The following is a 20448-nucleotide window of genomic DNA, read 5'->3' on the forward strand; positions in this document are numbered from 1 at the left end:
TGCAACAGCTTCTTTGTATCTCACTCCTCCCTGACGAACCCCTCCTCCACCAGCCAGTCCAGCGCCACCTGGTGGGGATCCTCGCCGTCGACGTCCACCTTCGCGTTCAGCGTCCGGGCCACGGAGTTGTTCAGCCTCGCCGTCACCGGGTTCAGGACCTCCGCGATCGCCGGCCACTCCTTCAGCGTCTTCGCGTGGATCATCGGCGCGGCGTTGTAGTTGGGGAAGAACTTCCTGTCGTCCTCCATGACCGCGAGGTTCATGGACTTGATGCGCCCGTCGGTGGTGAACACCTCGCCGAACGTGCAACTGCCCTTGTCGGTCTGGGTGTAAATGATGCCGGTGTCCATCTGGGTGATGTTCCGGGCCGGGACGCTCATGCCGTAGGCCTTCTGCATGCCCGGCAACCCGTCCGCCCGGTTCGCGAACTCGACCTCCACGCAGAGCTTCACGGCCCCCGGGTCGGACTTCGCCAGCTTCGCCACGTCCGACGTGGTCTTCGTGCCGTACTTCCTCGCGTTCTGCTGGTTCATCGCCAGGGCGTAGGTGTTGTCGAGGTCCGACGGCGGCAGCCAGACCAGCCCGTTGCCCGCGTCCGCCTTCTTCACCGCCTCCCACTGCCGCCGCGGATCGGTGATCGGCTTGCTGCGCCCGAGGTAGGTGATCCAGGCCGTGCCGGTGTACTCGTACCCGGCGTCCGCGTCGCCCTTGCGCACCGCCTCGCGGCTGCCGATGGACCCCTGGATGCCCGTGCGGTCGATGACGTCCGCGCCGGCGGCCTCGAAGGCGATGCCCATGATCGCGCCGAGGATCAGCTGCTCGGTGAACGACTTCGACGTGACGGTCAGCTGGGCGCCCTTCAGTGGCTCCCCGCGGCCGATCGACCCCGGCTCCACGTCGTCGGTCAGGGGAGAGCCGCTGGTCAGGCCGCAGCCGGCGGCCGCCAGCAGCAGGCCCGCCGCGAGCAGGCGGGTCCGGCGCCTCACGGCTGCAACCCCCTCGGGCGCAGCAGCAGTTCGGCGATCGACGCCAGCCAGTCCACCAGCAGCGCCAGCACCACCGTGAGGACCGACCCCAGCACCAGCACCGGCATCCGCTGGTTGGTGATGCCGGTCGTGATGAGCACGCCGAGGCCGCCGCCCCCGCCGAAGACCGCCAGCGTCGCCGTACCGACGTTCAGGACGAGGGCCGTACGCACGCCCGCGAGGATCAGCGGGACCGCGAGCGGCAGTTCCACCCGGGTCAGCACCCCCAGCGGGGACATGCCGATGCCGCGGGCCGCCTCCAGCAGGGTCGGGTCGTTCGCCTTCAGGCCGGTGATGGTGTTGGAGAGCACCGGCAGGATGGCGTAGACGATGATGCCGATCAGGGCCGCCCGGCGGCCGATGCCCAGCCAGATCACCAGCAGGGCCAGCAGACCGATCGCCGGGGTCGCCTGGCCCGTGTTGGCGAACGCCATCGCCACCGGGGTGGCCCTGCTCACCGCCCCGCGGGTCAGCAGGATGCCCAGCGGGATCGCGATGATCAGCACGAAGAAGGTGGAGATCACCGTGAGTTGAATGTGCTGCCACAGCGCCTTGCTGACCTGGCCGCCCGACAGGGCGTTGCGGGTGAGCGCGTCCAGGTCGGCCTGCTGGAACCACAGCCAGGTGGCGAGCAGCACGGCGATCAGGGCGACCGGCAGCAACGTCAGCTTCTGCCAGGTGAGGCGGGCGGGCCGGGCCGCCGGTGCGGATGTCTCCCTGGGTGTCTCCACGGGTGTCTCGTCGGCGGGCTCGGAGGTCTCCTCGACCTCCGTGGCCGTCACCGTGCCCCTCCCGGGCCGCTCACGCCCGCCGGGCCGCCGGCTCCCTCCTGCTCCGCGTGCGTCTGCGCGGCCCGCAGCGACTCCAGCTCGTGCTGGTGCTCCATCGCGTCGAGCCGGTCGGCCTCCAGCATCTCGTGCACGGAGTTCATCAGCGTCTCCATGTCGACGACGCCCGTGTACTCGCCGCGCCGCCCGGTCACCGCCACCCGCCCCGCGTTGTCGGTGAGCACCGCCTCCAGCGCGTCCCGCAGGGTGGCGTCCCGGGTGACCGTGTCGTGCACCAGGGTCCCGGCGCGGGCCAGCGAGCCCCGGGCCCGCATCAGGTCGCCGCGCCGCAGCCACTTGTAGGGGCGGCCCCGCCGGTCGAGCAGCAGGATCTCGTTGGTGCCGCTGGCCCGCAGCCGGTTGAAGATCTGCTGCAACGGGTCGTCGACCATGACCGTCGGATAGTCGGTGATCTCCACGTCCCGTACGCGGGTCAGGTTCAGCCGCTTCAGCGCCGCCCCGGCGCCCACGAACCCGGACACGAAGTCGTCCGCCGGGTTGGTCAGGATCGCCTCGGGGGTGTCGAACTGCGCGATGTGCGACCGCTCGCGCAGCACGGCGATCCGGTCACCGATCTTGATCGCCTCGTCGAAGTCGTGCGTGACGAACACGATCGTCTTGTGCAGCTCGTGCTGCAACCGGATCAGCTCGTCCTGGAGGTGATCACGGGTGATCGGGTCCACCGCCCCGAACGGCTCGTCCATCAGCAGCACCGGCGGGTCGGCGGCCAGGGCCCGGGCCACGCCCACGCGCTGCTGCTGCCCGCCGGAGAGCTGACGCGGGTAGCGGCCGTGGAACTCGGCCGGGTCCAGGCCGACGAGGTCGAGCAGCTCCTCGGTCCGCTCCCTGATCCGCGCCTTCGGCCAGCCGATCATCTTCGGGACGATCCCGATGTTCTGCGCGACCGTCAGGTGCGGGAAGAGCCCGGCGGACTGGATCGCGTAGCCCACCTTGCGGCGCAGCTTCACCGGGTCCATGTCGGTGACGTCCTCGCCGCCCATGCGGATACGGCCGCCGGTCGGCTCGATCAGCCGGTTGATCATCTTGAGCGTGGTCGACTTCCCGCAGCCCGAGGGACCGACGAAGACGACGACCTCGCCCGCCTTGATCTCCATGCTGACGTTGTCCACGGCCGGCTGCGCACTGCCGGGGTAGCGCTTCGTCAGGCTCTCCAGCTCGATGGAGGCGCCGTGGCCGCCGGTCTCAGGCACGGATCCCCCTGGGAATGGTCAGCCGTCCGATCAGGACGTACGCGGCGTCGAACAGCAACGCCAGGACGATGATGCCGAGCGTGCCCGCGAGGACCTGGTTCAGCGCGTTGGCGCTGCCCAGCGAGGCCAGGCCGCGGAAGATGACGTTGCCCAGACCGGGGCCCGAGGCGTAGGCCGCGATGGCCGCGATGCCCATCAGCATCTGGGTGGCGACCCGGATCCCGGTCAGGATCGGCGGCCAGGCCAGCGGCAGCTCGATCCGCAGCAGCCGGGCCGGCCGGGACATCCCGATGCCCGTGGCCGCGTCCACCAGCGTCGGATCGACCCCGCGCAGTCCGACGATCGCGTTGCGCACGACCGGCAGCAGCCCGTACAGCGTCAGCGCGATCACCGTGGGCGGCACGCCGAGGCCCACGAGGGGGATGAGCAGACCGATCAGGGCGAGCGCCGGCACGGTCAGGATGGTGGCGGTGGTCGTCGTCGCGAGGTTCCCGGCCCACTCGCTGCGGTAGGCGGCGACGGCGATCAGCACCCCGAGCAGGGTCGCCACGACCATGCACTGGAAGACGGCGCTGGCGTGCTGGTAGGCGTCCGTGAGCAGCTGCTGGTGCCGGCTGACCAGGTACTCCCAGAAGTTCACACGCGCTCACCCCACGATTCAGGTCTCCTCCGCGGCCTGCTCCACGAGCGGGATGATCCGCAGTGGAACGGGGTTCTCCATGACGATCGCCGTGGAGGCCCGGACGATGCCATCAAAACCGACGACCCGGTCGATCACACGCTGGAGATCGGCGTTGGAGCGCGCCACCAGCCGGCACAGCATGTCCCCGGTGCCGGTGGTGGTGTGCAGCTCCAGCACCTCCGGGACGGTCGCCAAGTGGGCCCGCACGTCGGCCCCTTGGCCCTGGCGGATCTGCAAGGTCGCGAACGCCGTGACCGGGTAGCCCAAAGCGGCCGGATCCACCTGCGGACCGAATCCGCGGATGACTCCGTTCGACTGAAGCCGGTCCAGCCGCGCCTGCGCGGTGCCCCGGGCCACGCCCAGCCGCCGGGACATCTCCAGCACCCCGATCCGCGGCTCCCGGGCCAGCAGCAGGATGATCCGGCCGTCCAGATGATCGATCGCCACAGCAGCCTCCCGGCATGGTCATCCTGTACAGAAAGGCCGGAGATACGGCCGTATTGCTGAACACATTGCCCAGCCGAAACGGAAACTATTGCGCACCTTGCCGGTCGGGTAGACCCTGCGGCTATGACGCAGACCACTCACCACACTCCCGACACCGCCCGGCAGGCCGACCCCTTCCCGGTCAAGGGAATGGACGCGGTCGTCTTCGCCGTGGGCAACGCCAAGCAGGCGGCGCACTACTACTCCACCGCCTTCGGCATGAAGCTGGTCGCCTACTCCGGACCGGAGAACGGCAGCCGCGAGACCGCGAGCTACGTGCTGGAGAACGGCTCCGCCCGGTTCGTCCTCACCTCCGTCGTCAAACCCTCCACCGACTGGGGCCACTTCCTCGCCCGGCACGTGGCCGAGCACGGCGACGGGGTCGTCGACCTCGCCATCGAGGTCCCGGACGCCCGCGCCGCGTACGCCTACGCCCTGGAGCACGGTGCCCGCTCGGTGGCCGAGCCGTACGAGGTGAAGGACGAGCACGGCACGGTCGTCCTGGCCGCGATCGCCACCTACGGCGAGACCCGCCACACCCTCGTCGAGCGCTCCGGCTACGACGGCCCCTACCTGCCCGGCTACGTCACGGCCAAGCCGATCGTCGAGCCGCCGGCGCAGCGCACCTTCCAGGCGATCGACCACTGCGTCGGCAACGTCGAGCTCGGCCGGATGAACGAGTGGGTCGGCTTCTACAACAAGGTCATGGGCTTCACGAACATGAAGGAGTTCGTGGGCGACGACATCGCCACCGAGTACAGCGCGCTGATGTCCAAGGTCGTCGCCGACGGCACGCTCAAGGTCAAGTTCCCGATCAACGAGCCGGCCATCGCGAAGAAGAAGTCCCAGATCGACGAGTACCTGGAGTTCTACGGCGGCGCGGGCGTCCAGCACATCGCGCTCAACACCAACGACATCGTGCAGACGGTCCGCACGATGCGCGCGGCCGGCGTGGAGTTCCTCAACACGCCCGACTCCTACTACGACACGCTCGGCGAGTGGGTCGGCGAGACGCGCGTACCGATCGACACCCTGCGCGAACTGAAGATCCTCGCCGACCGCGACGAGGACGGCTACCTGCTCCAGATCTTCACCAAGCCGGTCCAGGACCGTCCGACCGTCTTCTTCGAGATCATCGAGCGCCACGGCTCGATGGGCTTCGGCAAGGGCAACTTCAAGGCCCTGTTCGAGGCGATCGAGCGCGAGCAGGCCCGCCGCGGCAACCTGTAGGGCCCGGCGGCACGGACCGGCCGTGCGGGTGTCACGGGGCACCCGCACGAGCGGCAACCGCTGGAGGGTGGGTCAGGGCGCGTACGTTCGACGCCGGTCAGCCCGCCCCGGCGTCCGTCTCCGGCACCGCCACGTCCGGGGGCTCGCCCAGTGCCTCCAGCGCCGCGCGGGCCGCGGGCTCGTGCAGAGGGGAGAAGCGGGGGTTGATCCGCAGGGCCTCCGCCAGATGGCGGCGGGCCGCGCCGGGGCGTTTCAGGGTTCGCTCGATCACGCCCCGGTGGTACATGGACACCGCGTCGCGCACCCCGCCCCCGCGTTCGGGATCCGTCGCCAAGAGCGCGAACCGCAGGGCCTCCGAAGGTTTCCCGGCCCGGTACAGCGCCCACCCCAGCGCGTCGGCGACCTCCGTGGCGGGCCGGCGTCTCCACTGCGCCCGCAACCGCCGCACCGCCGCCTCCGGGTCGCCGTGGTCGGCCTCGAACCGGCCCAGCACCAGCTCCTCGTCGGCCCCGCCCGCCGCAGCGGCCCGCACCCGCTCCCGCACCAGGCCGTACCGCACCCGGGCCGCGTCCGGCATGCCCAGCGACTCGTACAACTCGCCCAGCTCCAGGGCGTACTGCGGGCACGGCTGCCCGGCCAGGGCCGTCCGGTAGGCGTTCAGGGCCTCCGTCGTGCGGCCCAGAGCCGCCAGCGCCCGGCCCTGCCCGGCCTGCGCGGCCCGCTGGTCCGGGTCGAGGCGGACCGCCTCCCGGAAGTGCCGCAGCGCGACCTCGGCCTCCCCGCGTTCGAAGGCCAGTTGCCCGGCCCGCTCCAGATAGGCCGCCCGCTCGGCACCGGCCCGCGCGCCGGCCGCCGCGTCCGCCAGCGAGGCCGCCGCGTCCTCCCACCGGCCCCCGTCCCGGTACACGGCCGCGGCCCGCGCGAGCACGGCCGGGCCGGAGCGCAGCGTCGTCAGCCGCTCCAGCGTCCGCTCGGCCGCCTTGTGCTCACCGAGCCCGAGGTGGGCGTCGATGAGCAGCGGATACGTCGTCCACCGCCGCGGCTCCAGCTTCAGCGCCGCCTCCGCCCACCGGCGCCCCGCGCGAAAGTCCTGGCGGGCGTTCGACAGCGCGGCCAGCCCCGCCAGAGCCCGGGTGTTGCGCCGCGGGCGCACCTTCAGCGACGTCCGCAGCGCCCTTGCCGCGCGCGGGTAGGAGGCCGGGTCCGCCAGGCGCCGCCCCCGCTCCACGTACGCCGCCCCGAGCACCGCCCAGGACACGGCGTCGCGCGGCCGGGTCCGCACGGCCCGCTCCCGCTCGCCGATCAGCTCCGCCAGGCCGGGCAGCGCCGCCGGCACCCCGCTGCTCACCGCTGCCAGGGCCGGCGCACCCGGACTCGGTGCGGGCCCGGCGGACCGCTCCCCGGGCAGCAGCACCAGCACCCCGCCCAGCACCGCACACCCCGCGACGGAGGCGATCAGCACCGGGCGGGCGCGTACGCGAGGCTTCGAGCGGCGCTCCCACCACACCCGGCCCTCCTGCTCGTTGTCCATGGCGCTCACTGTGCGTCAGTACGGCGACCCCACCCGGGCAGGTGAAGGCCGCCGCCGACGGGGTTCACACCGATGGCCCCGGGTGCGAACCTGTGATCATGAGCCGTATCGAAGCGCCACGCTCCGAGGACACCGCAGCGACCGGCGACCTGGTGGAGCTGCTGCTCGGGGGCCTCCCCGCCGAAGCGGTCCTCACCGACCCCGACGTCACGGCCTCCTACGCCCACGACATGGCGAGCTTCTGCCCGGCCGGCGCCCCGGCCGTCGTCGTCCTGCCCCGCACGACCGAGCAGGTCCAGCACGTGATGCGCACCGCCACCGCCCTGCGCGTCCCGGTCGTCCCGCAGGGCGCCCGCACCGGCCTGTCCGGAGCCGCCAACGCCTCCGAGGGCTGCATCGTCCTGTCCCTGACGAAGATGGACCGGATCCTGGAGATCAACCCGGTCGACCGCATCGCCGTCTGCGAACCCGGCGTGGTCAACGCCGCGCTGTCCCGCGCCGTCGGCGCACACGGTCTGTACTACCCGCCGGACCCCTCCAGCTGGGAGATGTGTACCATCGGCGGCAACATCGGCACCGCCTCCGGCGGCCTGTGCTGCGTCAAGTACGGCGTGACCGCCGAGTACGTCCTCGGCCTCGACGTCGTCCTCGCCGACGGCCGTCTGATGTCCACCGGCCGCCGCACCGCCAAGGGCGTCGCCGGCTACGACCTCACCCGTCTGTTCGTCGGCTCCGAGGGCTCGCTCGGCATCGTCGTCCGGGCCGTCCTCGGACTGCGTCCCAAACCGCCCGAGCAGCTGGTGCTGGCCGCCGAGTTCGCCTCCGCCGCCGCGGCCTGCGACGCCGTGTGCCGGATCATGGAGGGCGGCCACGTCCCGTCACTCCTCGAACTCATGGACCGTACGACGGTCAAGGCCGTCAACGCCATGGCGCGGATGGGCCTGCCCGAGAGCACCGAGGCCCTGCTCCTGGCCGCGTTCGACACCACCGCCCCGGCCGCCGACCTCGCCGCCGTCGGCGCCCTGTGCGAGGCGGCCGGCGCCACCCAGGTCGTGCCCGCCGACGACGCCGCCGAGTCCGAACTGCTCCTCCAGGCACGGCGGTTGTCGCTCACCGCGCTGGAGGCGGTCAAGGGCGTGACGATGATCGACGACGTGTGCGTGCCGCGCTCCCGGCTCGCCGAGATGCTCGAAGGCGTCGACCGGATCGCCGAGAAGCACCGGCTCACCATCGGTGTCGTCGCCCACGCGGGCGACGGCAACACCCATCCGACGGTCTGCTTCGACCCGGCGGACCCCGACGAGTCCCACCGGGCCCGCGAGTCCTTCGACGAGATCATGGCCCTCGGCCTGGAACTCGGCGGCACCATCACCGGCGAGCACGGCGTCGGCGTCCTGAAGAAGGAGTGGCTGGCGCGCGAGATCGGTCCCGTGGGCATGGAGATGCAGCGGGCCGTCAAGCAGGCCTTCGACCCGCTGAACATCCTGAACCCGGGCAAGCTCTTCTGACGTCCGGGCCCTCACTGGGCGAGCAGGTGGGCCAGCTCGTCGTCCAGGCCGAGCTGCTCACCCTCCGTCCCCGGCGGCACCACCCGCAGCGTCCGCTCCAGCCAGGCCGACACCGCCGCGGCCGGGGCCTCCAGCAGGGCGTCCCCGTCGGGTGAACTCAGCGCCATCAGCACGACGCCGCGCCCCTCGGTCTTCGTCGGCCACACCCGTACATCCCCCTGCCCGCACGGCCGGAACACGCCCTCCACCAGCAGCTCCCGCGCGAACGTCCAGTAGACGGGGCGCTCGGAGTCGATGTGGAAGGTGATGTGGACGGCATAGGGGTCGTCGGTGAGATACCCGAGCCGGGCCGGCACCGGGATTCTGCGCTCCGGGGACAGGACGAGTTCCAGCTCCAGTTCCCGCTCCACCACGGTGTGCATGGCGGTCTTCCCTTCTTCCGACGGCTGCCCGTGAGGGCCGGTCAGGTGGAGAGAGCGGGCGGGGGCCGTGGCATTACGCGCCTTCCCGGAAGTTTTTTCGCAGGCGTACCCGCCGGAGCGGCGCGGCGCGTAGCACATCGGTGCTCGAAAGGGGCGGGTCCCGTGGGAGCGGCGGTGGGGCTTGCGCTCGTCTGATAGATGTGGAGGCCCCCATTTGGCCCCCGAGCAGATACGGGACGACGGACATGAGCGCCCCAACCCCGGCCCCCGGTGACGACAGGCCCCGCGAAGGGTATTACCCGGACCCGTCCATTCCTGGATACGTCCGGTACTGGAACGGCGCCTCCTGGGTGCCGGGCACCAGCCGTCCGGCGCCCAAGGACGGCGAGTCGCTCGCGCCGCCGCCCGGAGCGGGGGCGGCGCAGCCCGCCCCGGTCGAGGAGACCGGCCCGCACTTCTTCGACGAGGACCCGGTCGAGGAGCCGTCCCCCGCCGACGCCCAGCACGGCAGCCGTCCCGAGCCCGCGTCCGCCTGGGGCGCCGACCGCGCCCACCAGTCCGGCTTCGGCGGCGACCAGGACCGCCGTGTCTCGTGGGGCGCGCCGCAGGGGGCGCAGGGCCCGGCTCAGCAGGGTGCCCGGAGTGCCGACCCGAGGCTGTCGCACGCCGACCGCCGGCCCGACGGGGAGTCCGCCCGCGCCGACGGCACGGCGAACACCCCGCCGTCCGGCCAGGAGGCGAACGCCGCGGCCGGGGCCGGCACGTTCGTGTTCCGCCGTCCGACGGGCCAGGGCGGGGGAGGGGCGGCGGCCGACGCGCCCGACGACGGCACGATGACGTTCCGCGCGGTGTCCCCGCGCCCGGGCCCATCCGGCGGCGGCTCGGCCGCGGGCTCCGGTTTCGGTCCGGCGGGTTCGGGCGGGCCGGGTGGCGGTTCGGCCGCGCCGGGTGGCGCGGGGCAGGGTGGGGCCGCGGGCTCCGGTTTCGGTCCGGCGGGTTCGGGCGGGCCGGGTGGTGGTTCGGCCGCGCCGGGTGGCGCGGGGCAGGGCGGGGCCGCAGGCTCCGGTTTCGGTCCGGCCGCGTCCGGTGCCGCCGGGCAAGGCGACTCCGGCGGCTCCGGCTCAGTCTCAGGCTCCGGCTTCGCAGCGGCGGGCCCGGGCGGCGGCTCGGGGGCGTCCCCCTTCGGCGGGCAGGCAGCCGCGGCGGGCTCCGGGTTCGGACCGGCCGGCTCGGGCGGCGGTGCGGCGCCGGCCGCCTTCGGCGCGGGCCCGTCGGGGCCCGCGTTCGGCGCGCAGGCCGAGCCGACCGGCTCCGGTAGCGGCTCCGCAGGACCCGGCTTCGGTGCCGGGAAGGCGGCGGCCGCCCGGGCCTCCGCCGCACAGGCGGGGGCCGCGAGCGCCGCCGCCCAGGCCTCCGGAGCCGCCCCGAGCGGGCTGTCCGGGCCGCAGGCGGCCCCGGCCCCCGTCGTTCCCGCGCAGTCCGCCGGACCCGGCGCCGCCGCTCCCCTCAGCCCGGGCCCCGGCGGCGGTCAGTCGTCCTGGGCCCAGCAGGTGCACCGGCTGGCCGGAGGCGGCGAAGCAGGCGACGAGCAGCCCGTCGCGCCCTGGAAGCCTCCCGTCGAGGACGTGTTCCAGGCGGCCGCCCGGCGCCAGGCGGAGGCCCGCCCCGCCGGGCTCGGCAAGCGGCTGGTCGCCCGGCTGCTGGACACCGTCGTCCTCGCCGCCCTCACCGCCGTGGCCGCCGTACCGCTCGGCACCAAGGCCGTCGACCACGTGAACGAGAAGATCGACGCGGCGAAGCTCTCCGGTGAGACCGTCACGGTCTGGCTGCTCGACGGCACCACCTCGGTCTGCCTCGGCATCATCCTGGCCGTGCTGCTGCTCGCCGGTGTCCTCTGCGAGGTGTTGCCCACCGCCAAGTGGGGCCGCACCCTCGGCAAGAAGCTGATGGGCCTCGAAGTCCGGGACATCGAGGGCCACGACTCGCCCGACTTCGGCGCGGCCCTGCGCCGCTGGCTGGTCTACAGCGTGCCCGGGCTCCTCGTCGTGGGGCTCGTCGGCGTCGCCTGGTGCCTGTTCGACCGGCCGTGGCGCCAGTGCTGGCACGACAAGGCCGCGCACACCTTCGTGGCGGGCTGAGCTCCCTCGGACGGCCGTCTGCCGGATGCGGTGGCGGGGCGTTCGCGGTCGACTCGGGCCATGAGCAGTGAACCGCCCCCCGGCTCCGGACAGCAGCCCCCGGAAGACGACCCGTTCAGGAAGCGCCCCCCGAACGAGCCGCCCGGCGAGGGCGCGGGCTCGCCCTACGGCGACGAACCCCCGCCGTACGGGGGCGGTGGCTTCGGCGGCCCGGGCGGCCCCGGCGGTCAAGGCGGCGGTTTCGGAGGCGGCGGGTTCGGGGGCGGCCCTCCCGGCGGTGGCATGCCTCCCGGCGGCGGCCCCTACGGCGGTGATCCGTACGGCGGCGGCTCCTACCCGACCGACCCCCTCTCCGGCATGCCCCCGCTCGCCGACAGCGGCAAGCGCACGCTCGCCCGCATCATCGACATGATCCTGGTGGGTGTGGTCGTCTGGCTGCTCACCTGGGGCTTCGGCGTGAACGAGTACGACGTGGACAGCGACCGCATCGAGGCCGGCAAGTCGTTCTGGCAGTCGGCCGTCGCCGCCGTCCTCTACATCGCCTACGACACCCTCATGACCGCGAGGACCGGCCAGACCCTCGGCAAGAAGCTGCTGCGCATGCGCGTGGCCAACCTGGACAACGGCGCCACACCCTCCGTGCAGACCGCGTTCGCGCGCGCCGCGGTGCTGTGGATCCCCTTCGCCTTCTGCTGCGCCTGCCTGTGGACCGCGATCGCGGGTGGCTGGAGCTTCTTCGACCGGCCCTACAAGCAGGGCCTGCACGACAAGGCGGCCAAAACGGTCGTGGTCCGCACCGATTGAGGCAGCCGGAGACCGGCAGGCGGTACCGGAGGATCAGGCGGTCAGGAGGCCGCCCGTTCGCGCATCGGCTCCGGGGCGGGAGCCGGGACGGACGCCCGGACCGGTTCCCGGGGCGCGGGCTCTTCCACCGCGCTCGGGCGCTTCCCGGGCAACGGCACCGTCAGGGCGACCAGCAGCCCGAGGGCGAGCCCCGCGAGGGCGATGAACGCGATTCCCGCGCCCGAACTCGTCTGCGACAGCAGCAGCATGGCGAGCGTCGAGAGGATCACGGTGCAGGAACCGTAGGCGAGCTGTGCGGCAGTCGGACGGGGCATGGCCATCATGTCCTCGAAAGTGGGGGTCCACGGGGGTGTCGGCCTGGCATGGCGCCGGCTTCCAGGCGTTCCGCCGAACGACATTCTCTCGGGCAGGGTGCCCGACCGGAACCGGCGGTAAGCGTGACCTCATCAACAAGGGCGGTGCACAGGGGGCGCACGGAGTCATGACGTCCACCTGGTGGACATATGCACGCGCCCGCACGGCCGGTGGTGGGGGCCCTCAGCACAACCGTTTGGTTGTTCGTAAAACGAACGTCGTCTCCGCATAGTGCACTTGACTTGTTCAAGTCAAGGTCTGTCTTTTCTTTCAAACCTCTAGTCAAATGTCGTCACTTGACTACACGCGTTGATCACGCGCGCGCGGACTTCCACGACCGGGACCCTGCCTGCCGCGCGCCCGAACGCGGGGGAGGATCTCAAGTGACCAGTAGACCCTGGACGTTCAGAGCGGCCGCCATCAGCGTGGCGCTCGCGGCGGCCACCGCCACCGCATCCACGTACGCGGTGGCCGACGACGCCTCGGCCCCCCGGACCACCACCGTGGACCGGCACGACCCGGCGGAGCGTCACCACGGCGAGCACGACCTCGAAGGCCCGCTGAGCAAGACCCAGGAGGCTCAGCGCCAGGAAGCCCTCAAGCAGGTCATATCGGGCAAGAACAAGGTCAAGAACCGCGACGGTTCGAAGGTCGTGCAGCTCAAGAGCAAGAAGGGCGACGACAAGTACGTCGAGCTCGGCCGCGAGAAGACCGACAAGATCTTCACGATCCTGGTCGAGTTCGGCGACAAGGTCGACAGCCGCTACGGCGGCACGGCGGGCCCGCTGCACAACGCGATACCCAAGCCCGACCGCAAGAAGGACAACTCCACGGCGTGGAGGGCCGACTACGACCAGGAGTACTTCCAGGACCTGTACTTCGGTCACGGCAAGGGCGTCGACTCCGTCAAGACCTACTACGAGAAGCAGTCCTCGGGCCGCTACTCGGTCGACGGCGAGGTCTCCGACTGGGTCAAGGTCCCCTACAACGAGGCCCGTTACGGCAACAACGCCTGCGGTGACACCAACTGCCCGAGTGTGTGGAACGTCGTCAGCGACGGTCTGAACGCCTGGGTCTCCCAGCAGAAGGCAGCGGGGAGGACCGACGCGCAGATCAAGGCGGACGTCGCGCGCTTCGACGAGTGGGACCGTTACGACTTCGACGGCGACGGCGACTTCAACGAGCCCGACGGCTACATCGACCACTTCCAGATCGTGCACGCCGGCGAGGACGAGTCCGCGGGCGGCGGCGCCCAGGGCACCGACGCCATCTGGGCCCACCGCTGGTACGCGTTCGGCACCGACGCCGGCGCCACCGGCCCCGAGAACAACAAGCTCGGTGGTGCCAAGATCGGCGACACGGGCATCTGGGTCGGCGACTACACCGTCCAGCCGGAGAACGGCGGACTCGGTGTCTACGCCCACGAGTACGGTCACGACCTCGGTCTGCCGGACCACTACGACACCTCGGGCGGCGAGAACTCCACCGGCTTCTGGACGCTGATGTCGTCCGGGTCCTGGCTCGGCACCGGCAAGAACGAGATCGGCGACCTGCCCGGCGACATGACCGCCTGGGACAAGCTCCAGCTCGGCTGGCTGAACTACGACAAGGCCAAGGCCGGCGTCAACTCCTGGCACAAGCTGGGCGTGGCCGAGTACAACACCAAGCACAAGCAGGCCTTGGTCGTCGACCTTCCCAAGAAGGCGGTCACCACCGAGCTTGTGACCCCCGCCGAGGGCAAGACCCAGTGGTGGAGCGGCAGCGGCAACAACCTGAAGAACACGCTGACCCGTTCCGTCGACCTGACCGGCAAGTCGAAGGCGCAGCTGACCCTCGACGGCTGGTACGAGATCGAGGCCAACTACGACTACCTCTACACCGAGGTCTCGACCGACGGCGGCGCCAACTGGACCGCCCTTGACGGCACGGTGGACGGCAACCCGATCCCGCGTGACGGCAGCGACAAGCCGGTCCTGACCGGCACGGTCGACGGCTACAAGAAGCTGGCCTTCCCGCTCGACGCCTACGCCGGCAAGAAGATCGACCTGCGCTTCCGCTACCAGACCGACGGCGGCCTGGCGATGAAGGGCTTCGCGGCCGACTCGATCACGGTGACCGCCGACGGCGCCCCCGTCTTCACCGACAACGCCGAGACCGCGGAGGCCGCCTGGCAGGCCACCGGCTTCTCCCGTATCGGCGCGTCCTTCACCAAGGACTACGCGCAGTACTACATCGCCGAGAACCGGCAGTACGTGTCGTACGACAAGACGCTGAAGGTCGGCCCGTACAACTTCGGCTTCACGGCGCGCCCGGACTGGGTGGAGCACTACGCGTACCAGAACGGTCTGCTGATCTGGAAGTGGGACACCTCCCAGGCGGACAACAACACCAGCCAGCACAAGGGCACCGGCCTGGTCCTGCCGATCGACTCGCACCCGGACCAGCTGAAGTGGGCCGACGGCACGCTGATGCGCAACCGCATCCAGGCCTACGACTCGCCGTTCAGCCTCTACCGCACCGACGGCATGACGCTGCACAAGGCGGACGTGGCGAAGTACATCCCGGGCTCGAAGGGCGTCTCGGTCTTCAACGACCGGAAGAACGACTACTACGACGAGTCGAACCCGACCGCGGGTGTCAAGATCACTGACACCAACACGAAGATCAAGATCCTCAAGGAGGCCAAGAACGGCTCGACGATCGAGCTGGAGGTCGGCCCCGCGGGTAGGTAATCCGCATCCTTGCAGGTCAGAACATGATCGGCGGTGACCCACTGGCGGGTCACCGCCGATCCGTGTTTAGGTGCGTCCTGTGGCTCTCTTATTGACACCGACCGACACGGGGGGATGAGCGCATGGCCGCAGGAGGTTTCTGCAAGCTGCCGAACGGCATGGTGGTGGTGGCACTGAACCTGCCCAGTCCCGCCGCCGACGGCCCCGGCGCCGTCCGTGTCCTCGTGCACTCCGTGAACCGCGCCCGAGCCCTGACCAGGCTCCGCAACCTCGGTCTGCGGTCGGTGTACCTGCGCGGCAACGCGGCCCCGCCGACCCCCGACGAGATCACCGCGGTCCTGCACCACCCCGACGGCCTCATATGGCGCACGGCCCCTGACAACGGTGTCGCCGCCGGCCCGGACCTGGTCCAGGAGCTGTGGCGCCCGATCAGAGCCCTCCTGCGCCGCCCGACGGCCCGGACCTGACCCGCGGGGGCCCGCCGAGGCGCGGGGCTACTGCACGACCGGCTTGCCGGACAGCTCCACCCCCGCCTCGCGCAGCTCCTCCAGGGCCCGCTCGGTGCTCTGAGGGGCGACCCCGGCCGTCAGGTCCAGCAGGACCTGGGTACGGAAGCCCTCCCGGGCGGCGTCCAGGGCGGTGGCGCGCACGCAGTGGTCCGTGGCGATGCCCACCACGTCCACCTCGGTGACCTCGCGCGAGCGCAGCCAGTCGGCCAGGGACGTGCCGTTCTCGTCGGTGCCCTCGAAACCGCTGTACGCCGCCGAGTACGCCCCCTTGTCGAACACCGCGTCGACCGAGCCGGAGGCGACGGCCGGGGCGAAGTTCGGGTGGAAGCCGACGCCCTCCGTGCCGGCGACGCAGTGCGCGGGCCAGGAGCGGGCGTAGTCCGGGTTGGCGGAGAAGTGGCCGCCGGGGGCGATGTGGTGGTCGCGGGTGGCCACGACGTGCTGGTAGCCGGACCCGGCCGCCTGTCCGATCAGCTCCGTGACGGCGGCGGCCACATCGGCACCGCCGGACACCGCGAGACTGCCCCCCTCGCAGAAGTCGTTCTGCACATCGACGACGATCAAGGCGCGGCGCATGGTCGGTGTCCTTCGGCTAGGAGGTCGGCGAGCCCGGCCGGTGAACCACCGAGCCTATTGACAGAGGAGAGCGGACGACAGGGGGCACGGGTCGGCGCGTCACGGCACACCCCCTAGCTACCCGGGGTCTCGTACAGGTACTCCGTGGGCAGGACGGGCTCCCCGCGCGAGAGCTGCGTGGCCGACATCGGCAGACCCGCGCGCGCCCTCGTGTGCCGCTCGCGCGCCGCGTCCAGCGGCTCGCGCGCCACGACCTCGCCGCCCTTGACGAGCTCCACCAGCAGCTGCCGGTCCGCGAGCTCGCCCGGTACCGGGCCGGTGCCGATCACCTCGGCCTCGGCGATCCCGTGGGCGTCCAGCCGCCGCGCGGCCCACTTGCGTCCGCCGACGGACGTCTTGCCGCCGCTGGACTTCTTCGCCACCGGCACCAGCGGCGCCTTCGGGTCGGCGGACTCGGCACGCGCGACCAGCTTGTAGACCATCGAGGAGGTGGGGTGGCCGGAGCCGGTCACCAGCTGGGTGCCGACGCCGTAGGCGTCCACCGGCGCCGCGGCCAGCGAGGCGATCGCGTACTCGTCCAGGTCGGAGGTGACGACGATCTTCGTGTCGGTGGCGCCCAGCTCGTCCAGCTGCCGGCGCACCCGGTGCGCCACCAGCAGCAGGTCGCCGGAGTCGATGCGCACCGCGCCCAGCTCGGTCCCGGCGACCTCGACGGCCGTGCGGACCGCCTCGGTGACGTCGTAGGTGTCCACCAGCAGCGTGGTGCCCCGGCCCAGCGTGTTCACCTGGGCCTGGAAGGCGTCGCGCTCGCTGTCGTGCAGCAGGGTGAAGGCGTGGGCGGAGGTGCCGACGGTGGGGATGCCGTAGCGGAAACCCGCCGCCAGGTCCGAGGTGGTCGCGAAGCCGCCGACGTACGCGGCCCGGGAGGCCGCCACCGCGGCGAGTTCGTGTGTGCGCCGGGCGCCCATCTCGATCAGCGGCCGGTCACCCGCGGCGGCCGCCATGCGCGAGGCCGCCGCGGCGATCGCCGAGTCGTGGTTGAGGATCGACAGGATCACGGTCTCCAGCAGCACGCACTCGGCGAAGGTGCCCTCCACGCGCATGATCGGCGAGCCCGGGAAGTACACCTCGCCCTCGGGATAACCCCAGATGTCCCCGCTGAACCGGTAGCCGGCCAGCCAGTCCAGCGTCTCCTCGTCCACGATGCCCCGCTCGCGCAGGAAGGCCAGCACGGCCGTGTCGAAGCGGAAGTTCTCCACCGCGTCCAGCACCCGTCCGGTGCCGCCCACGACGCCGTAGCGCCGCCCGTCCGGCAGCCGCCGGGTGAAGACCTCGAACACGCTCCGCCGCTCGGCCGTGCCCGCCGTCAGGGCGGCCCGCAGCATCGTCAGCTCGTACTGATCCGTGAAGAGCGCCGTCGAGGGAACATCCACCGGCAGCCCAAGGTCCGCTGTGTTCATGATGAGGAGCGTACCCCCATTTCGTCAGTCTGACGATTGCGGTCCGCGGACACGCGATCGCCTTGCGGCCAGGCCCGTTTGTGCGACTACCCCCCTCGGGTGGCAGCATGGGCAGTGTGACGTCACCCGCGCCCCTGGAGATCGAACGCACCGAGTCGGCGGAGGAGGTCTTCGCCGTACCCGAGCCGGACCTCCCGTGGGTCACCATCGTCCACAATGACCCGGTCAACCTCATGAGCTATGTGACGTACGTCTTCCAGACGTACTTCGGCTACTCCAAGGACAAGGCCACCAAGCTCATGCTCGACGTCCACCACAAGGGCCGGGCGGTCGTCTCCAGCGGCAGCCGCGAGGAGATGGAACGCGACGTGCAGGCCATGCACGGCTACGGCCTGTGGGCCACCCTCCAGCAGGACCGCAAGTAGCCAGCACCCCGCCCAGCAGCGAAAAGGCGTTCATGCCCGGAACCTTCGAACCGCTCCCCGGCGGCGGCGCCGCCGTCGCCCTCGACGACGTCGAGATCTCCATCATCCGGTCGCTGGCCGTCCAGCTCCTGGAGCTCATCGGCCCCGGCCCCGCCGAGGACGCCTCCGGCGACCCGCTCGCCGAGCTGTTCGCCGAGGGCCCCAGCGAGCCGCCCACCGACCCGGTGCTGCGCCGGCTCTTCCCGGACGCCTACAGCGACCCCGACCCCGAGCAGCCCGCCTCGCCGCAGGACGCCGAGGAGCAGCGGGCCCACTCCGCGGAGTTCCGCCGCTACACCGAGAACGACCTGCGGGCCGGCAAGCGTGACAACGCCCTGGCCGTGATCCGCGCCCTCGACGCGCTCGCGTCGGCGTCGGCCGGTGAGGGCGGCGCGGTGCTGAAGCTGTCACCGGCACAGTCGCAGCAGTGGCTGGGCGCCCTGAACGACCTGCGACTCGCCATCGGCTCCCGGCTGGAGATCACCGACGACGAGGACACCGACCTGCTCTACCGCCTCCCGGACGACGACCCGCGCAAGCCGATGGTGATGGCCTACCTCTGGCTCGGTGGACTCCAGGAGACGCTGGTCGGAACCCTTATGGCCTGATCAGTGCAGGTTTTGTGACCGGCGGGTGACCGATCGGTGTTCGCTCAGAGGACACTCAAATCCGGATAACGATCCCGTCACCGCACCCGCCGCCTATGGCCGCTTCGAGAGCGCTTTGTCCGCTTTTCCCTGTGCGGTGCGCCACATCCCACCTCTGTGATCAGTGTTGCGGGCGTGATAAATCTTCACGACCGCCCGGCAGAACACCACCCGAATGTTCCGCCGGGTGCGCCACCGAGCCGGCGACCGCCGGCCAGGCACGAGCGGCCTCCGGGCCCGCTCAGCTCCATCATTCCGGGGGGATCGAAACCCGATCCGAGGCCGACGAGAGGCCCGGGTCGGCATGGAGAAAGGCGCACCACACATGACCTCTGCGCAGGTCGAATCGGAAAACGTCTCCGAAGAGGGATACGAGCGCGGACTCGGCAGCCGCCAGGTCCAGATGATCGCGATCGGCGGTGCCATCGGCGTCGGCCTGTTCATGGGCGCCGGGGCGAACATCGCGAAGGCCGGCCCCAGCATCATCCTCATGTACGCCCTCGCGGGCGTCGTGATCTTCTTCATCATGCGGGCCCTGGGCGAGCTGCTCCTCTACCGGCCCGTCTCCGGCTCCTTCGCCGAGTACGCCCGTGAGTTCCTCGGCCCGTTCTTCGGGTTCGTCACGGGCTGGACGTACTGGCTCATGTGGGTGGTGACCGGCATGGCCGAGCTCACCGCCGCCGCGATCTACATCCACTTCTGGTTCCCGGAGATCCCGCAGTGGGTCAGTGCCCTGGTCTTCCTGGTGGTGCTCTTCGGCGTCAACCTGATCTCCGTCAAGATCTTCGGCGAGGTCGAGTTCTGGTTCTCGATGATCAAGGTCACCGCCATCATCGGCATGATCGTCATCGGCCTCGGCGTGCTCACCCTCGGCTTCTCCGACGCCGGTGACACCGCCACCGTCTCCAACCTCTGGGCGCACGACGGCTTCTTCCCGAACGGCATCGGCTCCAGCCTGATGACGCTCCAGGGCGTCATGTTCGCCTACCTCGCCGTCGAGCTCGTCGGCGTCACCGCGGGTGAGTCCGAGAACCCCGAGAAGACCCTGCCCAAGGCCATCAACACCCTGCCCTGGCGCATCATCGTCTTCTACGTCGGCGCCCTGCTGGTGATCCTCTCCGTCGTGAAGTGGACCGAGTTCCACGCGGGCGAGAGCCCCTTCGTGCACGCCTTCGGCAAGATCGGCATCCCGCTCGCCGCGGGCATCGTGAACTTCGTGGTCCTCACCGCCGCCCTGTCGTCCTGCAACTCGGGCATGTACTCCACCGGCCGCATGCTGCGCGACCTGGCCGCCAACAGCGAGGCGCCGCAGGTCTTCGGCAAGCTCAACGCCCGCAAGACGCCCGCCGTCGGCATCACCGTCTCCGTGGCACTCATGGGCATCGGCGTCGTCCTGAACTACGTCGTCCCGGAGAAGGCGTTCCTCTACGTCACCTCCGTCGCCACCGCGGCCGGCATCTGGACCTGGATGATGATCCTCGTCAGCCACATCCGCTACCGCGCGGCGGTCGACACGGGCCGGCTGCCGGCCTCGTCCTTCCCGGCTCCCGGCGGCGCCCTCTTCAGCTGGGTCGCGCTGCTCTTCCTCATCGGCGTGACCTGCATGATCGCGTACGACAAGGACGCGCGGGTCTGCCTGTACGTCGCGGCCGGCTGGGCCGTCGCCCTCGGCGTCGGCTGGGCGGTCCTCAAGAGCCGCAACCCGCAGATCGCCGAGCGCCGCGGTGACGCGGAGTTCGAGAAGGTCGGCTGACCAACCCGCGGGACGTCCGCCGCAGGGAGTTCTCGTGGCACTCCCTGCGGCTGCCGCTCAGGGCGTCCGGCATATGGGCCGTTCCGTAC

Annotated in this window: 19 protein-coding genes; 9 read left to right on the top strand and 10 right to left on the bottom strand. The window is 71.2% G+C overall.

Going from position 1 to position 20448, the window contains the following annotated elements:
• Positions 1–20: 20 nt before the first annotated feature.
• From AC0665_RS05225 to AC0665_RS05245, 5 genes are read right to left on the bottom strand one after another with little or no spacing between them, the layout of a single operon-like run.
• Positions 21–986 (bottom strand): glycine betaine ABC transporter substrate-binding protein, encoded by a 966-nt coding sequence (locus AC0665_RS05225; RefSeq protein ID WP_478704458.1) that lies wholly within the window; start codon positions 984–986, stop codon positions 21–23.
• Positions 983–1807 carry an ABC transporter permease gene (locus tag AC0665_RS05230; protein ID WP_478704459.1) on the bottom strand — a complete coding sequence of 275 codons (825 nt, stop codon included), beginning with the start codon at positions 1805–1807 and terminating at the stop codon, positions 983–985. The genes AC0665_RS05225 and AC0665_RS05230 overlap by 4 nt, the downstream gene beginning before the upstream one ends.
• Complete coding sequence (locus AC0665_RS05235; RefSeq protein ID WP_366051981.1) at positions 1804–3063, bottom strand: betaine/proline/choline family ABC transporter ATP-binding protein; 1260 nt, start codon at positions 3061–3063, stop codon at positions 1804–1806. Before AC0665_RS05235 ends, AC0665_RS05230 begins: the two co-directional genes overlap by 4 nt.
• Positions 3056–3703, bottom strand: coding sequence for an ABC transporter permease (locus AC0665_RS05240; RefSeq protein ID WP_478508093.1), 648 nt, complete (start codon positions 3701–3703; stop codon positions 3056–3058). The genes AC0665_RS05235 and AC0665_RS05240 overlap by 8 nt, the downstream gene beginning before the upstream one ends.
• A gap of 18 nt (positions 3704–3721) precedes the next feature.
• Positions 3722–4192: an Lrp/AsnC family transcriptional regulator gene (locus AC0665_RS05245; RefSeq protein WP_031140050.1), complete on the bottom strand. Its 471-nt coding sequence runs from the start codon at positions 4190–4192 to the stop codon at positions 3722–3724.
• 123 nt (positions 4193–4315) lie between these two features.
• Here AC0665_RS05245 and hppD point away from each other — a divergent pair, with 123 nt between their 5' ends.
• On the top strand, positions 4316–5461 hold the full coding sequence (gene hppD / locus AC0665_RS05250) for a 4-hydroxyphenylpyruvate dioxygenase (RefSeq protein WP_468409629.1): 1146 nt from the start codon (positions 4316–4318) through the stop codon (positions 5459–5461).
• Positions 5462–5558: 97 nt separating this feature from the next.
• On the opposite strand, the gene AC0665_RS05255 is transcribed toward hppD, so the two are convergent.
• Entirely contained in the window at positions 5559–6992 is a 1434-nt protein-coding gene (locus AC0665_RS05255) for a tetratricopeptide repeat protein (protein WP_478704460.1), read from the bottom strand.
• A 92-nt stretch (positions 6993–7084) separates the two neighbouring features.
• Between AC0665_RS05255 and AC0665_RS05260 the strand changes: the two genes are divergently transcribed.
• Complete coding sequence (locus AC0665_RS05260; protein ID WP_478601938.1) at positions 7085–8500, top strand: FAD-binding oxidoreductase; 1416 nt, start codon at positions 7085–7087, stop codon at positions 8498–8500.
• Positions 8501–8511: 11 nt separating this feature from the next.
• Here the strand turns inward: AC0665_RS05260 and AC0665_RS05265 are convergent, their stop codons facing one another.
• Positions 8512–8922 (bottom strand): SsgA family sporulation/cell division regulator, encoded by a 411-nt coding sequence (locus AC0665_RS05265; protein ID WP_478508089.1) that lies wholly within the window; start codon positions 8920–8922, stop codon positions 8512–8514.
• A gap of 245 nt (positions 8923–9167) precedes the next feature.
• Here AC0665_RS05265 and AC0665_RS05270 point away from each other — a divergent pair, with 245 nt between their 5' ends.
• Complete coding sequence (locus AC0665_RS05270) at positions 9168–11060, top strand: RDD family protein (RefSeq protein ID WP_478704461.1); 1893 nt, start codon at positions 9168–9170, stop codon at positions 11058–11060.
• 60 nt (positions 11061–11120) lie between these two features.
• Positions 11121–11864 (top strand): RDD family protein, encoded by a 744-nt coding sequence (locus AC0665_RS05275; RefSeq protein WP_468633299.1) that lies wholly within the window; start codon positions 11121–11123, stop codon positions 11862–11864.
• A gap of 41 nt (positions 11865–11905) precedes the next feature.
• On the opposite strand, the gene AC0665_RS05280 is transcribed toward AC0665_RS05275, so the two are convergent.
• On the bottom strand, positions 11906–12184 hold the full coding sequence (locus tag AC0665_RS05280; protein WP_478704708.1) for a hypothetical protein: 279 nt from the start codon (positions 12182–12184) through the stop codon (positions 11906–11908).
• Between the two features lie 417 nt (positions 12185–12601).
• Here AC0665_RS05280 and AC0665_RS05285 point away from each other — a divergent pair, with 417 nt between their 5' ends.
• Positions 12602–14950: an immune inhibitor A domain-containing protein gene (locus tag AC0665_RS05285; protein WP_478704462.1), complete on the top strand. Its 2349-nt coding sequence runs from the start codon at positions 12602–12604 to the stop codon at positions 14948–14950.
• 122 nt (positions 14951–15072) lie between these two features.
• Entirely contained in the window at positions 15073–15417 is a 345-nt protein-coding gene (locus tag AC0665_RS05290; protein WP_468409615.1) for a hypothetical protein, read from the top strand.
• Between the two features lie 27 nt (positions 15418–15444).
• Here AC0665_RS05290 and AC0665_RS05295 read toward each other — a convergent pair whose 3' ends face one another.
• Both AC0665_RS05295 and AC0665_RS05300 read right to left on the bottom strand, forming a co-directional pair.
• Positions 15445–16035, bottom strand: a complete 591-nt coding sequence (locus AC0665_RS05295) for a nicotinamidase (RefSeq protein ID WP_363121997.1) — start codon at positions 16033–16035, stop codon at positions 15445–15447.
• 113 nt (positions 16036–16148) lie between these two features.
• Entirely contained in the window at positions 16149–17495 is a 1347-nt protein-coding gene (locus AC0665_RS05300; protein ID WP_468409612.1) for a nicotinate phosphoribosyltransferase, read from the bottom strand.
• A 107-nt stretch (positions 17496–17602) separates the two neighbouring features.
• Here AC0665_RS05300 and clpS point away from each other — a divergent pair, with 107 nt between their 5' ends.
• From clpS to AC0665_RS05315, 3 genes are all read left to right on the top strand, one after another.
• Positions 17603–17920 (top strand): ATP-dependent Clp protease adapter ClpS, encoded by a 318-nt coding sequence (gene clpS / locus AC0665_RS05305; RefSeq protein ID WP_020270284.1) that lies wholly within the window; start codon positions 17603–17605, stop codon positions 17918–17920.
• Positions 17921–17952: 32 nt separating this feature from the next.
• Positions 17953–18567, top strand: a complete 615-nt coding sequence (locus AC0665_RS05310) for a DUF2017 domain-containing protein (RefSeq protein ID WP_468409610.1) — start codon at positions 17953–17955, stop codon at positions 18565–18567.
• 364 nt (positions 18568–18931) lie between these two features.
• The gene (locus AC0665_RS05315; protein ID WP_478704463.1) at positions 18932–20359 is read left to right on the top strand and encodes an amino acid permease; all 1428 of its coding nucleotides are present in this window, start codon (positions 18932–18934) and stop codon (positions 20357–20359) included.
• The last annotated feature ends 89 nt before the right edge of the window (positions 20360–20448 follow it).

The sequence above is a fragment of the Streptomyces sp. NPDC043685 genome (genome assembly GCF_056436585.1).

What these genes read in the sequence shown, in the direction of transcription:
- hppD (WP_468409629.1), top strand. Translation starts at nt 4,316, where the DNA reads ATGACGCAGACCACTCACCACACTCCCGACACCGCCCGGCAGGCCGAC.
- AC0665_RS05255 (WP_478704460.1), bottom strand. Translation starts at nt 6,992, where the DNA reads ATGGACAACGAGCAGGAGGGCCGGGTGTGGTGGGAGCGCCGCTCGAAG.
- AC0665_RS05265 (WP_478508089.1), bottom strand. Translation starts at nt 8,922, where the DNA reads ATGCACACCGTGGTGGAGCGGGAACTGGAGCTGGAACTCGTCCTGTCC.
- AC0665_RS05270 (WP_478704461.1), top strand. Translation starts at nt 9,168, where the DNA reads ATGAGCGCCCCAACCCCGGCCCCCGGTGACGACAGGCCCCGCGAAGGG.
- AC0665_RS05275 (WP_468633299.1), top strand. Translation starts at nt 11,121, where the DNA reads ATGAGCAGTGAACCGCCCCCCGGCTCCGGACAGCAGCCCCCGGAAGAC.
- AC0665_RS05280 (WP_478704708.1), bottom strand. Translation starts at nt 12,184, where the DNA reads ATGGCCATGCCCCGTCCGACTGCCGCACAGCTCGCCTACGGTTCCTGC.
- AC0665_RS05290 (WP_468409615.1), top strand. Translation starts at nt 15,073, where the DNA reads ATGGCCGCAGGAGGTTTCTGCAAGCTGCCGAACGGCATGGTGGTGGTG.
- AC0665_RS05295 (WP_363121997.1), bottom strand. Translation starts at nt 16,035, where the DNA reads ATGCGCCGCGCCTTGATCGTCGTCGATGTGCAGAACGACTTCTGCGAG.
- AC0665_RS05300 (WP_468409612.1), bottom strand. Translation starts at nt 17,495, where the DNA reads ATGAACACAGCGGACCTTGGGCTGCCGGTGGATGTTCCCTCGACGGCG.
- clpS (WP_020270284.1), top strand. Translation starts at nt 17,603, where the DNA reads ATGGGCAGTGTGACGTCACCCGCGCCCCTGGAGATCGAACGCACCGAG.
- AC0665_RS05310 (WP_468409610.1), top strand. Translation starts at nt 17,953, where the DNA reads ATGCCCGGAACCTTCGAACCGCTCCCCGGCGGCGGCGCCGCCGTCGCC.
- AC0665_RS05315 (WP_478704463.1), top strand. Translation starts at nt 18,932, where the DNA reads ATGACCTCTGCGCAGGTCGAATCGGAAAACGTCTCCGAAGAGGGATAC.